The sequence below is a fragment of the Shimia sp. R9_1 genome, from assembly GCF_017743775.1.
Lineage (GTDB): Bacteria > Pseudomonadota > Alphaproteobacteria > Rhodobacterales > Rhodobacteraceae > Shimia.
This window is the reverse complement of the sequence record NZ_JAGHRN010000007.1, coordinates 89,609-104,185: the sequence shown is the minus strand read 5'-3', so window position 1 is coordinate 104,185 and position 14,577 is coordinate 89,609. Positions and strand designations below refer to the sequence as shown.

Genomic DNA, 14,577 nt, shown 5'->3' with positions numbered 1-14,577 from the left:
ACGACCGTAAATGGCACCGATATGAGCAGCACTCCTAAGATTGAAGACGGGTTGCGTGAGAAAATCATCTCGCAGCCGGATGTGATCCTTGAAGATCGCGATCTGATGCGCGCGTTGATCGCGGCAAATGAAAAGACCATGGGCGGCAATATTGTCGACCTGCGTGGCATTGCCATGGAACGTCTTGAGGCGCGTCTGGACCGGCTGGAGGACACCCACCGCAGCGTGATTGCAGCGGCTTATGACAATCTGGCGGGCACCAATCAGGTGCATCGTGCGATCCTGCGGATGCTGGATCCGGTGGAATTTGAAAGGTTCCTCCATGATCTTGGCGGCGAAGTGGCCGATATTCTGCGTGTGGACGCGATCCGGCTGGTGCTGGAAACCGAGCAGGAAACCGAAGGCGACAATGCTCTGGCGCGGCTTGGTGATGTGCTGTCAACAGCGGCTCCGGGGTTTGTCGAGGACTACCTGACTGGCGGGCGCAACATACCACAACGACAGGTCACGTTGCGCCAGGTGCAGGGCGTGCGCACGGAGGTCTATGGCGAAGACAGTGACTGGATCCGCTCGGAAGCCTGTCTGAAACTGGATTTTGGCAAGGGCCGCCTGCCGGGACTGCTGGTAATGGGCGCGGAGGATCCGCACCAATTCACCCCACAGCAAGGCACTGATTTGCTGGCGTTTTTTGCCGGTGTTTTTGAGCGCGCCATGCGCCGCTGGCTGGCGTGATCAGCGCCGCAGCGTCTGACGCGATCACGCGCTTTCTGGCCCATAAGGCCGCATTGGAGGCGGCCTCAAACAACACCATCGCCGCCTATGAGCGCGATCTTATTGAATTCATGAGCTTTCTGACCCTGCACAAGGGCGCGCCTCAGGGGCTTGCGCCGTTGATGCAGGTGACGGTGCAGGACATGCGCAGCTGGATGGCGAACGCGCGAAAAACCGGAATTGCGCCGCGCTCGCTGGCGCGTAAGCTCTCGGCAGTAAAGAGCTTTTTCCGCTGGCTTGCGGAGCGGGAAGGCTGTGATCCAACCGCGGTTCTGGCGACGCGCGCACCCAAATTCAATGCCAAGCTGCCGCGTCCGCTGTCTGAGGATGCGGCCAAGCAAGTGCTTGAAACCGTTGAGTTACAGTCCAAAGACGATTGGGTCGGCGCTCGGGACACCGCTGTGATCACCCTGCTTTACGGCTGTGGCCTGCGGATTTCTGAGGCGCTGAGCCTTACCGGCGCAGATGCCCCTCTGCCCAGCACATTGCGCATTCTCGGCAAAGGCGGCAAAGAGCGGATCGTGCCCGTATTGGACGCGGCGCGGGTGTCGGTTGACCATTATATTTCCCTTTGCCCGCATGATCTTAGCCGGGATACGCCGTTGTTTCGCGGCGTGCGTGGCGGCCCGTTGAGTGCGCGGATTGTGCAGATGGCCATGCAGAAGACACGGCAACAGCTGGGCCTGCCCGCGACCGCCACCCCCCATGCGATGCGGCACAGTTTTGCCACCCATCTCTTGAGCGCCGGAGGTGATTTGCGCGCCATTCAGGAGCTGCTGGGGCATGCCTCTCTTGCGACCACGCAGACCTATACGCAGGTCGATGCGGCACGTCTTATGGAAGTCTATAACGCCACCCATCCAAAGGCCTGAACGCCCAAAGGTTAACGGCGAAAATCGCCTGTTTTGAACGTCGGTATTGCGTCTGTATCGCGGCTGTATCGCGGAGGTGCGAAAATCGGGGCCCAAAATGGTTAACCGGGCGACATCGCAGGGGGTTGAGGGGCCAGCCCCTCCACCGCAGCAAGCTGCGTGGGGCTCCGCCCGTTCGCCGCTAAAACTGTCCACGGGACAGTTTATGAGACGCGGCTCACCCCCGGGATATTGAGGGAATGAGAAGACTGGGCGATGCTGCGCCCGTATTTTGCTATTGGTGCCAAATGCTCAAGGAGGTCTCATATGAAAGAAACCGTGCTACCCGATGCCCCAGATGCCAAATCGCCCGCCGGTGCCGACATTCGTTTCATTATGGATGGCACTACGGGGAATATGATCCACAGCACCGTTCCCCCGGGCCAGATCAACAGGGCAACCGTTCATCGGAGCGTCAGCGAGTTCTGGTATGTTCTGGAAGGAGAGGGGGAGATCTGGCGGCGTGACGAGCGCGAAGAAAGAGTGACCTCCCTCGCGCCCGGTGTGTCGATTGATATTCCGGTGGGAACCGCGTTTCAGTACCGGTGCACCGGCGAGGTGCCGCTGACATTCATATGCATCACCATGCCGCCATGGCCGGGTGATCAGGAAGCCTCTCACGTTGACGGGGCATGGGCGTCAACCGTCTAACCAACCGCGCGCACGCCCCAACCGGCCAGTCTCAGCCGCGCCCCTGCGGCACGACCTCATAGCCGGGCTCTTCGGGCTCATCATCCACCATCTCAGGCGGAAAGCCGGGGGCCAACACGGAAAGCCCGGTGGCCTCCTCCAACCGCTTGATGATGTTGGGACTGAACTCTCTGGCCCCAAAGCGCGCGATGGCGTCGTCAAACATCGAGATCATCAGCGGGTTGAGCTCCAGCGGCACGCCGGCGCGGTCGGCCACATCCTGAAACAGGCCGATGTCTTTTTTAACCAGATCCATTGTGAACGAGATGTCACGCGAGCCGTTGAGGATGACCTGACTTTCGGTTTCATGGCTGAAGGAATTACCGGAGCTGATCTTGATCGCCTCATAGGCGGTGTTGAGATCCATGCCTGCGGCGGCGCAGGTGGTGAGCGCCTCGGCACTGGCCACGAGATGCGCGGTGGCGAGATAGTTGGTGACCACTTTGAGCACTGAGGCCGAGCCGAGATCGCCGGTGTGCAACACACGCCGCCCCATGGTGGTCAGCAGTGGCAGGATGCGCTCAAATGTGGCGCGGTCACAGCCTGCAAAGATGGAGATATTGCCGGTATCCGCGCGGTGGCAGCCGCCCGACACCGGGCAATCCACCGCCGCGCCGCCTGCGGCGATGACCAGCGCGCCAAGGCGCTTGGCCTCGGCTTCATCGGTGGTGGACATTTCCATCCAGATTTTGCCGGGACGCACCTCCGGCAGCATCTCCTGCATCACCGCATCTGAGGCGGCGGGGGACGGCAGGCAGGTTATGACCACATCACAAAGGCGCATCAGCTCTGCCGGGCCAGAGACCGCTTTGGCTCCGTCGGCCAGTTTGTTCGCCACCAGATCGACGTTCAGATCATGGACATAAAGCTCTTTGCCGTTTCTGAGCAGGCTGCCGCTGAGTTTGCCGCCCACATTGCCCAATCCGATGAAGCCGATTTTCATGATCTCTCCCGCATATTGATTGCCCCCAGCCTGTGCGGGGGGTATCGGCAGATCAGGTCAAGGAGCGACATTTGTGGCGTTTTTGGCTGATCTATGGGCAAAGAGCTGCCCCGGTGCCTCCGGCGAAAGCGGCGCGCCGGAGAGCTGCACCATATGCCAGGCGAGTGCGGTGTTGGAGCTGAACACCGGTTTGCTGAGGGTGGCTTCCAGATCGGCGATCACATCCAGCGTCTGCAGGTTGGTACAGCTGAGAAAGACGGCATCAACCGCCTGTTGCCCCACCTTGAGGGCGGCGGATTTGACAGAGTCTGCGGTGATGCGGGCGACGTTTTCCTCCCCTGCCTCGCCAAAAGACACAAGCGCTGGGACCGAAATGCCTGCGGCCTCAAAGGCGCGCTGCACGGGGAGGGAGACCTCGGCCACATAGGGCGTGACCATGCCGAGGCGCGTGATGTTGAGCGCGCGGCAGGCGGCGATGGCGGCGGTGAGCGGGTCGGTCACCGCGGGGGTGTTTACGCCCTGTTGCACCAGCCCAGCGACTTTGGCGGCCCCGATCATGGTGGTGCCGGAGGTGCAGCCGTAGCCGACCGCATCAAAGCGGGCGGCAGGCGGAAAGAGCGCGGCGCTGGCAGGCAGGGTTTCGGACATTTCCTGCAACGTGTCGGTGGTGACTTCGGCACCGGACGGCACACGGCTGGTGTAAAGCGCGAGGTCGCGGGAGGGGAAGAGGCGGCGAAAATCCTGTTCCAGCGTTTCGTCAAATTTGAGCACGATGAGGCCCAATGTGTGGTGACCAGAGGCGGGTGTGCCGAGCGTGAAGGGGACGGTGTCCATAGGGTTACCTCAGGATCGGGAGGGCGGCGGGGGCGCGGGTGGAAAGGAGCGCGCAGCCATGCTCGCGCAGGACGATGTTTTCTTCGTGCACTTGATAGAGGCCCGGAGCGATTTCCACGCCCGGTTCCAGCGTGAGCACCATGCCAGCGCGCAGCTCTGTGGTGTCATGTGGGGTGAAGCTGGGCCATTCGGTGAGCGTGATGCCAAGGCCATGGCCGAGCCGCCCGCCGCCGGGGGTGGCACCCTGCGCGGTGAGGCTGTCGACAAACATGGCGTGCACGTCACAGGCGCGGTTACCGGGACGCAGGCTGGAGAGCACGTGGTCGGTGGCCTGGTAGAGCGCATCGTAGGCACGTTTGGCGGCGTCATCGGCGCGGATGATGGCGAAGTTGCGGTCAAAATCGCAGAAGTAGCCATCCAGCACTGCGCCAGTGTCGAGCATGAGGATGTCGCCTGCGGTGAGGTGCTGATCGCCAGCGGGGGAGATGACATCGCCGTAGCCGCCCTGCCCTGCGCCGCCAGCGGTGTAGCTGACCCAATCGGCACCTTCCTCCAGCAGCACTCGCTGAAAATCACGGAAGACCTGCGCGTGGGTGCGGCCTTCAGCGGCGTATTCCGCGATACGGGCAAAGCTGCGATCGGCCACCGCGCAGGTGGCGCGGATTTTGGCGATCTCGGCCTCGGATTTGATTTCGCGGGTGCGTTGGACGGTGTCTGTGGCGTCGACAAAGCGACGCGGCGCGAGGGTTTGCCTGAGCTGGGTGTAATCGGCCAGCGGCATGCGCAGCTGGGTTTCAAGGCCCATGGGCAGACCGATGGTGCCGGTTTCAGGGACAATTTGAGCAAGGGTGTCGCTGAGCAAGCTGAGGCCGTCGTCGCCCGGAAAGGGGGCGTCCCATGTGCGGATGTCGGTGATCCATGTCTTGCCCATGAGGTCTGCGCCGATGGCGGGTATCACGGCGATGGGGATGCCTGTTGAGGGGATAAGGACAAACCACGGGCGGGCGGGGCTTTCCCAGAAACGGGTGAGAAAACCCGTGGTGTAGAAGATGTCGACGGCAGAGGTGAGCAGCAGGGCGGATTGGCCTGCGCGGGCCATGGCTGTTTGAAGCCGGGTGATGCGGGTTTGGAATTCTGCGGGGGGGAAGCCTCGGGTTAGCATCGGCTCAGACATCTTCCGGCCCTTCGCTGACGATGGTGAGGATGCGGGCGTCCGGGCCGAGCTGCGGGCGCTTGAGCAGCGCGGCAGCAACACCGGCCACACCGGAGGGGGTGCTGGCGATGCCGTGGGCTGTGAGGGTCGCAACTGTCTCGCGGGCCTCTTCTTCAGAAATGGTCACGAAGGTGTCGGCATCCACCGCCAGCCCATTGAGCGCCACCATGGAAGCGGTTTTGCAGTCCAGACGGCCCATATCGGAAACCGGACCGGTGGTGTCCACAAGCTGGCCTGCGCGGATGGATTCGATCAGCGCAGGTGCGGCCTTGGGCTCCACCACGGTGATCTGCGGCGCATCGCCCCAAGTGGCGCGGGCAAAGGCAGCAACGGCGGCGGCGAGGCCACCAACACCGGCCTGAAGGAAGATATGTGTGGGCGGCGCGGGGATCTGCGTGGCGGCTTCTGAGGCCATTTGCAGATAGCCTTCCATGACGCGGTAGCCCGACGCCTCATTGCCCATCCATGTGCTATCCGAGAGCAGCGTCCAGCCGTTGGCCTCTGCGGCGGCTTCGGCGGCGGCCATGCTGGCCTCATAGTCGTCACCCGCCCAAGCGACCTCTGCCCCCTGTGCCTCAAGGCGGGCGCCAAAGGCGGCGGGGACCGTGTGGGCGAGGTAGATCACCGCCTTGGCCCCGAAGATGCGCGCGCCCGCCGCAACGGACATGCCGTGATTGCCTGCGGAAGCGGTGACATAGGTGCGACCCGTCAGGGCTTTTGACCAGTCGGACGGGGCTGTGCGGGCCGCATCGTGGGCGATGGCGTAGGCTGCGCCGAGCGCTTTAAAGGAGCCAAGGCCCATACGGCTGCGCTCGTCTTTGATGTGGAAGCGCGCCACCCCAAGCGTGGCCGCGAGAGCGGCCATATCGCGCAGCGGGGTTTCGGCGTGGGCCGGACAAAGCGCGAGCAGCTTGGCCACCGCTGCGGCATCCCGGCTGGGGAGCGTATCAGATTGACGGGTCGGGAGGCCTTGGCTGCGAAACGGGTTGGCTAGGGTATCGGTCATGGGGTTGGGGGACTTTCCAAAAGGGATTTCAAACGTGCCACCTCCCCTGCCCGCATCCGGCCATCGCGCATTTCAAACAACGCGCGCACTTCGGTGCCCTCAAAGGCGAGATCCTCCCCGATATATCCGAGATGGGACAGACGGTAAGATTTGGCGGCCCAATCGGTGATTTCCATGCGGATGGTCAGCAGATCGCCATCCCTGAGCGGGCGGCGGTATTTGGCTTGGGTTTCCATGAGGCCAAGACCCTTTGCCCCGAGGTGCGCGCAGACCTGCGCGTGACCGCCGTAGGCTTGTAGAAACCGCTGAAAGGTGCCGTCCATCCACCGGTAGATATTGGGGTAGTAGACGATGCCAGCCGGATCGCAGTCGCCAAAGACAACGTGGTGGTGGTGCTCATGAGTGAAGCGCATGGGGTGGTTCCGATTGTGGCCAGTTCATCGGCCAGATTGGGTGCCGCAGGCGGGAATGGCAATGATTGCTTTGGGTTGACAGAAGAGAGGTGCAGAGCGGAGGGTAGCGCGAAGATCTGGGCATCTTGCCCTCAAATTGGCATATGAGAGGCAATGTGCTCTCATTTTCAAAAATGAGCGACCAAGTTGGCCATGACATTGGATGACACTGACCGGCGGCTGCTGACCGCGCTGCAAAAGAACAACCGGCTGACCGCAGATGAGCTGGGAGAGATCGCGGGGGTCTCACGCTCCGCCGTGCAGCGGCGGGTCACGCGGCTGCGGGAGATTGGCGTGATTGAAGCGGATATTTCGGTGGTGTCCGCCAAGGCCGTGGGGCGGCCCATGACCTTCATTGTGGAGGTCGAAATGGAACGGGAACGCACCGACCTTTTGGATGAGTTCCGCCGCTCGATGCTGCAGCTGGATGATGTGCAGCAATGTTACTACGTCACCGGGCAGGCGGATTTTATTCTTGTCGTCACCGCGCCGGACATGACGGCCTATGAAGAGTTCAGCCGCCGGGTGTTCAACGACAACCCGAACATTCGCAGGTTTCACAGCAATGTGGTGATTGACCGCGTCAAAGCCGGGCTGCAGGTGCCGGTTTAGGGCCGCTGGCAGGCGCGGCCCGAGACACATTTAGCTGCAGCAGCTGCAGGATGAGGTTTTGGCTGCCGGCTGCAGATCATCCTCAATCAACGGCAACTCACCGGTGAGCGCGAGCGCAGGAATGCCAAGCGCGCCGGCGATGCGGATGACCGTCGTCTCTGGCAGAGCCGCACCTTTGGAGGCGGTTTCAAGCTTGGTCAATTGACGCTCTGTGAGGCTGGTAAGTTTGGCAAGCTTGGGGCGCCCGAGCTTGCGCGCCTTGCGCACGGATTTCAAACGCTGAGGATCAATGGTGAGCTCGGTCACGGGGCACCTGTCTGCAGAAAATGTGATCGTGTTACATTGGCCCGCGCAGACCGAATGCCAAGCGGGTCTGATGGCCTCTCGCGCCCCTTCGCCAGACCCTCCTGTCTGCCAGCCTAACCGCTTTCCTGCACGCGGATGGTTTTCTCTGCGCAGATGATCTGTAGCGCCTCGGGGAGCGCGTCGGTGAACAGGCGGTCTACTTCGACAAAATCCAAGATCCGCGCGGGGGCGTTGCGCTGGAATTTACTGTGATCGGCCAAAAGCCAGGTCTCGCGTGCGCCGAGATGCGCGGCCTGTGACACCGCGATTTCATCCATGGCAAAGTCATAAGCTGCGCCGTCCGCGGAGATCGCGGAGCAGCCCAGAATGGCGTAATCAAAGGCAAAATCACGCACCATACGCTCTGCGATGGGGCCAACAAGCCCGCCATCTTCGGGGCGAGGTTTGCCGCCGGTCAGCAAGACGTCACAGCGTTCGTTGCCGGAGAGAATTTGCGCCACATTGAGGTTGTTGGTGACCACCAGCAAGCCGTCATGACCCAGAAGCGCGCGGGCGAGCGCCTCGGTGCTGGTGCCAATATTGATAAAGAGTGCTGAGCCATTGGGGATTTCCGCCGCGCAGGCCTGTGCCATGGCGACTTTGGCCTCTGCATTCACGCGGCTGCGCTCTTCATAGGCGATGTTGCGCACGCCTGAGGGCAAAACCGCGCCGCCATGCACGCGCTCCAACCGCCCGGCGTTGGCCAGCTGGGTGAGATCGCGGCGGATGGTCTGCACCGTCACATCAAAATGCGCGGCCAGCCCTTCGACGGTCACTTTGCCCTCTGTGCGGGCGATTTCGAGGATTTCACGGTCTCGGAAACTGCTGTGCATGTTCGGTTATCTTCGTTTTGCGATTTCAGCCGTGGCAGGGTTTTTGTGAATTTACAATGAAAACCTGCGCTGCGGGGGTGGTTTTTCTTGACTCTCAGACGCGAAAATGTTCGAAGATGCGCGAAAATGTTCGTAAGCGTTCCGCGAAAGGGAATCCCATGACAGCGCAGGCAGACAGCACCGTAGATCTCTTTGTGATCGGGGGCGGCATCAACGGATGCGGCATCGCGCGGGATGCGGTGGGCCGCGGCCTCTCGGTCGAACTGGCAGAAATGAACGATCTGGCCTGGGCGACCTCCTCGGCCTCCACCAAACTGTTTCACGGCGGGCTGCGCTATCTGGAGTATTTTGAGGTGCGTCTGGTGCGTGAGGCGCTGATTGAGCGGGAAACCCTGCTGCGCGCCATGCCGCATATCAGCTGGCCGATGCGCTTTGTGCTGCCGATGCATAAGGACATGCGGTTTGACAACGACACACCGACATCGCGCATTCTGTCGCTGGTCATGCCGTGGATGAAGGGCCGCCGCCCCAGCTGGCTGATCCGTTTGGGCCTCTTTATGTATGACAACCTTGGGGGCCGCAAAATCCTGCCCGGCACGCGCACCGTGGATCTGAAGTCGGACGAAGCGGGCAAGCCGCTGAAAGGCAAATTTGCCAAGGCGTTTGAATATTCCGATTGCTGGGTCGAGGACAGCCGTCTGGTGGTTCTGAACGCGCGAGATGCCGAAGCACGCGGCGCAACGATCCATACCCGCACGAAAGTGCTCTCTGCCGCGCGCACCGATGGTGTGTGGCAGATCGAGATGGAAGATGTGGAGACCGGCGCCCGCCGCACGGCCCGTGCCAAGGCGCTGGTGAATGCGGGCGGCCCGTGGGTAGCTGATGTCATTCAAGGTGTGCTGAAACAGAACTCTTCTGCGGGCGTGCGTCTGGTGCGCGGCTCGCACATTGTGACCAAGCGCCTGTTTGATCATGACCGCTGCTATTTCTTCCAGGGCGAGGATGGCCGCATCATCTTTGCCATTCCTTATCAGGAAGATTTCACGCTGATCGGGACCACCGATCAGGAGCACACCAACGCCGATGAAGCCCCGACCTGCACCGATGAAGAAGCGCAGTATCTGTGTGATTTTGCCTCAAACTACTTTGAAAAGCCGGTGACGATGGAAGACATTGTCTGGCGCTATTCCGGTGTGCGCCCGCTTTATGATGATGGCGCCACCTCCGCGACCGCGGCGACCCGCGACTATGTGCTGAAGCTGGATGACAACGGCGCGCCGGTGCTCAATGTGTTTGGCGGCAAGATCACCACCTATCGCAAGCTGGCTGAAGCGGCGATGGCCAAGATTGTGCCGTTCTTCCCCGAAGCCACCGCCCCGTGGACAGCGGGCGTCGCCATGCCCGGCGGCGATTTTCAGGTGCATGAGGTTGACGGCAAGATTGCCGCGCTGCAAAGCCGCTATCCGTTCCTGACACCAGCTTGGGCCAAGCGCCTGATCCGCGCCTATGGCACCGAGGCCGAGTCCCTTCTGGGCGACGCCAAAGAGGCGGCGGATCTGGGGGTCGATTTTGGCGCAACCCTGACAGAGGCCGAAGTGCGCTGGCTGATGGAAAAGGAATATGCGCGGGCAGCCGAAGATGTGGTCTGGCGACGCTCAAAGCTGGGCCTGCGGCTCTCGGAGACACAAATTGAGGTGCTCAACGTCCATATGCAGGCTGCGCGGCAAAAAGCCTCCGCCTGAGAGAGATCGCGGAATTGATCTTTGGCCGCATGCGGCCTATACGGAGCCCGCACGATGCCGTCGTGCGGGCTTTTAGCTGCCGCCAAAAGCACTCGACGGCGGAAGGACCACACGGATTACTTCGGGCATTCTGCCCAGAACCCGCAAATCTAGAGACACCCCTGACTTAAAAAAGGTTGTGATAAATATGGCTGATAACAAGACACCAGACATTCTGTATACAATTGTAGACGAAGCGCCGGAGCTGGCATCTGCCTCCTTCCTGCCGATCATCCGCAAGTTCGTGTCTGCCGCTGGCATCACCGTGGGCACACCGGACATTTCGCTGGCCGGCCGCATCATCGCAACCTTCCCGGAAAACCTGACCGACGATCAGCGCCAGTCTGACGATCTGGCCGCGCTTGGCGAGCTGGTGAAGACACCTGATGCCAACGTCATCAAGCTGCCAAACATCTCCGCCTCCGTGCCACAGCTGGTTGCGGCCATCGAAGAGCTGCAAGGGCAGGGCTACGACATCCCAGCCTACCCGGAAGATCCGCAGTCTGACGAAGAAAAAGCCATCCGCGCGCGTTATGACGGCATCAAAGGCTCCGCTGTGAACCCTGTGCTGCGCGAAGGTAACTCCGACCGCCGCTCCGCGCGCGCGGTGAAGAACTTTGCACAGAACAACCCGCACTCCATGGGTGCCTGGGCGTCTGACAGCAAAACCAAAGTCTCCTCCATGCCGGGCAACGACTTCTACGCAAACGAAGTTTCCGCGACCATTTCTGCCGATCAGGCCGGTGACGCGAAAATCGAATTTGTCGCCAAAGACGGCGCAGTGACCGTTCTGAAAGACGGCTGGCCGCTGGAAGAAGGCACCGTGGCTGACGCGACCTTTATGTCCGCCAAAGCACTGGGTGCGTTCCTTGCTGACGCGATTGAGGACACTAAAGCCGACGGCACCATGTTCTCCCTGCACATGAAAGCCACCATGATGAAGGTCTCTGACCCAATCATCTTCGGCCACGCGGTCAAAGCATGGCTTGGCCCGGTTTGGGATGCGCATGGCGACGCCATCGCAGCAGCGGGCGGCTCCCCGAACTCCGGTCTGGGTGCGGTTCTGGCAGCCATCGACACGCTGGACAATGCCGAGGCGATAAAAGCCGAGATCGCTGCGCTGGAACGTCCTTCCATGTATATGGTGGACAGCGATAAGGGCATCACCAACCTGCACGTGCCGTCCGATGTGATCATCGACGCCTCCATGCCTGCCGTGATCCGCGCAGGCGGCAAAGGCTGGGATGAGGCTGGCAACAAGGGTGACACCAACTGTGTGATCCCGGATCGCTGCTACGCCTCCGTTTACGATGAGACCGTGAACTTCTTCAAAGCCAACGGCGAGCTGGATGTGACCACCGCAGGCTCCGTCGCGAACGTTGGCCTGATGGCACAGAAGGCGGAAGAGTACGGCTCCCACCCAACCACCTTTGAAGCGCCTGCTGAGGGCACCATCCGTGTTGTTCTCGCCAATGGGGACACCCTGCACAGCCACGACGTTGAAGCGGGTGACATCTGGCGCTCCTGCACCGTGAAGAAAGCGCCGATTGAGAACTGGATTGAGCTGGCACTGGACCGTCAGCGCCTGACCGGTTCCGAGGCGATCTTCTGGCTGGACGCAAACCGCGCCCACGACGCAGAGCTGATCAAATACGTGACCCCTGCGCTGGAAGCGGCGGGCAAAGCGGACCTGTTCCAGATCCTCGCGCCACGCGAAGCCACCGCACAGTCCCTGAAAACCATCACCGCAGGCAACGACAGCATCGCCATCACTGGCAACGTGCTGCGTGACTACCTGACCGACCTCTTCCCGATCCTTGAGCTTGGCACCTCCGCCAAAATGCTCTCCATCGTGAAGCTGATGCAGGGCGGCGGTCTGTTTGAAACCGGCGCGGGTGGTTCCGCACCAAAGCACGTGCAGCAGCTGGTTGAGGAAAACCACCTGCGTTGGGACTCCATGGGTGAGTTCTGTGCCCTTGGTGAAAGCCTGAACTTCCTCGCGGACGTCAAAGGCAACGCCAAAGCCGGTGTTCTGGGTGTGGCCGCAGAAGCCGCAACTCAGGGCATTCTGGACGACAACCGCTCGCCTTCCCGCAAAGTCGGTCAGCCTGACAACCGCGACAGCCACTACTGGTTTGCCCGCTACTGGGCCGAAGCCTTGGCGGCACAGTCTGACGACGCCGATCTGGCGGCAGAGTTCGCAGGTGTGGCCAAAGCGCTGGCAGAAGGCGAAGAGGCCATTCTGGCGGAGTTCGCAGCGGCGCAAGGCCCAGCAGCAGACATCGGCGGCTACTACCGTCCGTCTGTGGAGCTGAAAGCGAAAGTGATGCGCCCAAGCGCGACACTGAACGCGATCATCGGCTAAGGTCGCCACGCCGTGAAAAACAAGAAAGCCGCCCATTTCTGGGCGGCTTTTTTAATGCGTCAGACGGAACTGCCCATCGCATTGCAAAGATGTTGCCGAGGGCAGATGACCGCCCTCGACCGATAGTTTCAGTTACTGGTGTACGGATTGAACGCCATTCTTTTCGCGCACGCCGTCACGGATAACCGCTTTGATCAGAGCCAAGCCCATCAGAACCATCACGAAACTGAAAGGCAGCGCGCCGATCACCATGGCGGTTTGAATAGCGCCAAGGCCACCAACCATCAGCAGGCCGCCGACAACAAAGCTAAGTGCCAGACCCCAGAAGATGATGTGCGGACGGCCACGGGGGCTTTCGTCACCGGCTGCGTTGATGGTGTTCACGATCAGAACCGCAGAGTCTGCCGTGGTGACCAGATAGGTCAGCAGCAGAACAACAACGATAACAGCCATGATCCAACCCAATGCCGGGGACAGCAGCAGATCCAGCATCACGAACAGCTGGTTTGACTGACCTGCGCCCGAGATTGCATCGCCCACGCCACCGTTCAGCGTCAGGTCGATAGCGGTGCCGCCAACAACAGTGAACCAGATGAAGCACATCAACGAAGGCACCAGAATGGCACCAACGATGTACTCACGCAGGCTGCGGCCACGCGAGATACGCGCCAGGAACACACCAACAAAGGGGGCAAATGCGATCCACCAAGCCCAGTAGAACACTGACCAGCCACCCTGCCAGCCTGCCAGTGCGTCACCCGTCTCGGTGCCATCCGGGCTCCAGACAGTGAACAGAAGGGCCGGCAGTTGGGTCACATAAGCAAAAAAGCCGTTCACCAGAGCGCTGAGACCGAAGAAGGTCGAACCGAAGAGCAGGAAGAAGGCCAGCAGGAAGAAGCTAAGACCCATGTTCAGGTTCGACAGCCATTTGATGCCTTTGCCAACGCCTGACAGCGCGGACAGGGTTGATGCGCCCATGATGACAGCCAGCGAGACGACAATCCCAGCGGTCGACGGCTTGCCCGCCTCATTGACCAGCCAGTCGCCCAGACCGATACGGGTCAGGCCCGAAACGAATTGCTCCACACCAAAGCCAAGCGTTTGTGCCACACCAAGAATGGTCGCCACAACAGCAACAACGTCAACAACATGGCCGATGCCACCTGACAGACGTTCCCCAAACAGCGGCGCCAGGCCGGAACGAATGGTCAGTGGCAGGTTGCGGCGATAGGAGAAGTAAGCAAGCGACAACCCCACCAACGCATAACACGCCCATGCGACAAAGCCCCAGTGCATGAACGACCAAACATAGGCAGAGGTCACGTTGTCCGCGCCGGATGCCGTGGTTTCCCCCATAATCACGCTGGGATTGTTCGCGAAGTGATACATCGGCTCTGCGGTGGCAAAGGTCAGCATCCCGATACCGATCCCGGCACCAAACATCATTGAGAACCAGGAGAAGTTGGAGAACTCAGGTGTATCCCCGGCCTGACCAAGCTGCAGCCTGCCTGTGGCGGGAACCACTGCCAGCGCCGCACAAACAATGGTGAAGAAAGCCGCAGCATAGATGTACCAGCTAGCAAAATTCTTCAGAAGAAAGCCGTTCATCGCGCCCAGAACAGCGGCGGCGTTTTCAGGTACAGAAATCGCCCAAACGATCAGCGCACTGACCAGGATTTTGGAAGATATCGCTACGGTTTTGCTGAAGCCGGCATAAAAGCCCGTTTCAGCCGTTGGGATCGACAGATCCATCATTGGGGGTTCTTTGGCCATAACTCCTCCTTTTGGCGCAAGAATTCACATGTTCCGGTTTCGGAGTGC

Annotated in this window: 14 protein-coding genes; 6 read left to right on the top strand and 8 right to left on the bottom strand. The window is 60.8% G+C overall.

All coding sequences use genetic code 11. From position 1 onward, the window contains the following. Positions 1-21 precede the first annotated feature (21 nt). From J7399_RS18760 to J7399_RS18750, 3 genes are all read left to right on the top strand, one after another. On the top strand, positions 22-732 hold the full coding sequence (locus tag J7399_RS18760) for a DUF484 family protein (RefSeq protein WP_209065367.1): 711 nt from the start codon (positions 22-24) through the stop codon (positions 730-732). Continuing rightward, positions 729-1,643: a tyrosine recombinase XerC gene (locus tag J7399_RS18755; RefSeq protein WP_348539484.1), complete on the top strand. Its 915-nt coding sequence runs from the start codon at positions 729-731 to the stop codon at positions 1,641-1,643. Before J7399_RS18760 ends, J7399_RS18755 begins: the two co-directional genes overlap by 4 nt. Positions 1,644-1,949: 306 nt before the next feature. Continuing rightward, positions 1,950-2,333, top strand: a complete 384-nt coding sequence (locus J7399_RS18750; protein WP_209088806.1) for a cupin domain-containing protein — start codon at positions 1,950-1,952, stop codon at positions 2,331-2,333. A gap of 31 nt (positions 2,334-2,364) precedes the next feature. On the opposite strand, the gene J7399_RS18745 is transcribed toward J7399_RS18750, so the two are convergent. Genes J7399_RS18745 through J7399_RS18725 form a run of 5 tightly spaced genes read right to left on the bottom strand, consistent with a single transcriptional unit; the run spans position 2,365 to position 6,781 of the window. Beyond that, positions 2,365-3,315 carry an NAD(P)-dependent oxidoreductase gene (locus tag J7399_RS18745; protein WP_209088803.1) on the bottom strand — a complete coding sequence of 317 codons (951 nt, stop codon included), beginning with the start codon at positions 3,313-3,315 and terminating at the stop codon, positions 2,365-2,367. A gap of 57 nt (positions 3,316-3,372) precedes the next feature. After that, positions 3,373-4,149, bottom strand: a complete 777-nt coding sequence (locus tag J7399_RS18740) for an aspartate/glutamate racemase family protein (RefSeq protein ID WP_209088800.1) — start codon at positions 4,147-4,149, stop codon at positions 3,373-3,375. 4 nt (positions 4,150-4,153) lie between these two features. Next, the gene (locus J7399_RS18735) at positions 4,154-5,323 is read right to left on the bottom strand and encodes a Xaa-Pro peptidase family protein (protein ID WP_209088797.1); all 1,170 of its coding nucleotides are present in this window, start codon (positions 5,321-5,323) and stop codon (positions 4,154-4,156) included. After that, on the bottom strand, positions 5,316-6,368 hold the full coding sequence (locus J7399_RS18730) for a pyridoxal-phosphate dependent enzyme (RefSeq protein WP_209088794.1): 1,053 nt from the start codon (positions 6,366-6,368) through the stop codon (positions 5,316-5,318). Before J7399_RS18730 ends, J7399_RS18735 begins: the two co-directional genes overlap by 8 nt. Then, a complete protein-coding gene (locus J7399_RS18725) occupies positions 6,365-6,781 on the bottom strand; it encodes an acyl-CoA thioesterase (RefSeq protein WP_209088791.1) in 417 nt (138 codons plus the stop codon). Before J7399_RS18725 ends, J7399_RS18730 begins: the two co-directional genes overlap by 4 nt. 192 nt (positions 6,782-6,973) lie before the next feature. On the opposite strand from J7399_RS18725, the gene J7399_RS18720 reads away from it, so the two are divergent. After that, complete coding sequence (locus J7399_RS18720) at positions 6,974-7,432, top strand: Lrp/AsnC family transcriptional regulator (RefSeq protein WP_247742979.1); 459 nt, start codon at positions 6,974-6,976, stop codon at positions 7,430-7,432. A 30-nt stretch (positions 7,433-7,462) separates the two neighbouring features. Here the strand turns inward: J7399_RS18720 and J7399_RS18715 are convergent, their stop codons facing one another. Together J7399_RS18715 and J7399_RS18710 are read right to left on the bottom strand one after the other, a co-directional pair. Continuing rightward, a complete protein-coding gene (locus J7399_RS18715; RefSeq protein ID WP_209080019.1) occupies positions 7,463-7,738 on the bottom strand; it encodes a helix-turn-helix transcriptional regulator in 276 nt (91 codons plus the stop codon). 113 nt (positions 7,739-7,851) lie between these two features. Then, positions 7,852-8,610 carry a DeoR/GlpR family DNA-binding transcription regulator gene (locus J7399_RS18710; protein ID WP_209088788.1) on the bottom strand — a complete coding sequence of 253 codons (759 nt, stop codon included), beginning with the start codon at positions 8,608-8,610 and terminating at the stop codon, positions 7,852-7,854. 158 nt (positions 8,611-8,768) lie between these two features. On the opposite strand from J7399_RS18710, the gene glpD reads away from it, so the two are divergent. Both glpD and J7399_RS18700 read left to right on the top strand, forming a co-directional pair. Then, positions 8,769-10,352, top strand: coding sequence for a glycerol-3-phosphate dehydrogenase (glpD, locus tag J7399_RS18705; protein WP_209088785.1), 1,584 nt, complete (start codon positions 8,769-8,771; stop codon positions 10,350-10,352). Positions 10,353-10,539: 187 nt separating this feature from the next. Next, positions 10,540-12,756: an NADP-dependent isocitrate dehydrogenase gene (locus J7399_RS18700; protein ID WP_209088782.1), complete on the top strand. Its 2,217-nt coding sequence runs from the start codon at positions 10,540-10,542 to the stop codon at positions 12,754-12,756. A gap of 132 nt (positions 12,757-12,888) precedes the next feature. On the opposite strand, the gene J7399_RS18695 is transcribed toward J7399_RS18700, so the two are convergent. Next, entirely contained in the window at positions 12,889-14,529 is a 1,641-nt protein-coding gene (locus J7399_RS18695) for a BCCT family transporter (RefSeq protein ID WP_209065378.1), read from the bottom strand. Between the last annotated feature and the right edge of the window lie 48 nt (positions 14,530-14,577).

Excerpts from the sequence above, each read along its gene's own strand:
- J7399_RS18745 (WP_209088803.1), bottom strand. The coding sequence starts at position 3,315 with ATGAAAATCGGCTTCATCGGATTGGGCAATGTGGGCGGCAAACTCAGC.
- J7399_RS18740 (WP_209088800.1), bottom strand. The coding sequence starts at position 4,149 with ATGGACACCGTCCCCTTCACGCTCGGCACACCCGCCTCTGGTCACCAC.
- J7399_RS18720 (WP_247742979.1), top strand. The coding sequence starts at position 6,974 with ATGACATTGGATGACACTGACCGGCGGCTGCTGACCGCGCTGCAAAAG.
- glpD (WP_209088785.1), top strand. The coding sequence starts at position 8,769 with ATGACAGCGCAGGCAGACAGCACCGTAGATCTCTTTGTGATCGGGGGC.
- J7399_RS18750 (WP_209088806.1), top strand. The coding sequence starts at position 1,950 with ATGAAAGAAACCGTGCTACCCGATGCCCCAGATGCCAAATCGCCCGCC.
- J7399_RS18760 (WP_209065367.1), top strand. The coding sequence starts at position 22 with ATGAGCAGCACTCCTAAGATTGAAGACGGGTTGCGTGAGAAAATCATC.
- J7399_RS18725 (WP_209088791.1), bottom strand. The coding sequence starts at position 6,781 with ATGCGCTTCACTCATGAGCACCACCACCACGTTGTCTTTGGCGACTGC.
- J7399_RS18730 (WP_209088794.1), bottom strand. The coding sequence starts at position 6,368 with ATGACCGATACCCTAGCCAACCCGTTTCGCAGCCAAGGCCTCCCGACC.
- J7399_RS18735 (WP_209088797.1), bottom strand. The coding sequence starts at position 5,323 with ATGTCTGAGCCGATGCTAACCCGAGGCTTCCCCCCCGCAGAATTCCAA.
- J7399_RS18695 (WP_209065378.1), bottom strand. The coding sequence starts at position 14,529 with ATGGCCAAAGAACCCCCAATGATGGATCTGTCGATCCCAACGGCTGAA.
- J7399_RS18700 (WP_209088782.1), top strand. The coding sequence starts at position 10,540 with ATGGCTGATAACAAGACACCAGACATTCTGTATACAATTGTAGACGAA.
- J7399_RS18710 (WP_209088788.1), bottom strand. The coding sequence starts at position 8,610 with ATGCACAGCAGTTTCCGAGACCGTGAAATCCTCGAAATCGCCCGCACA.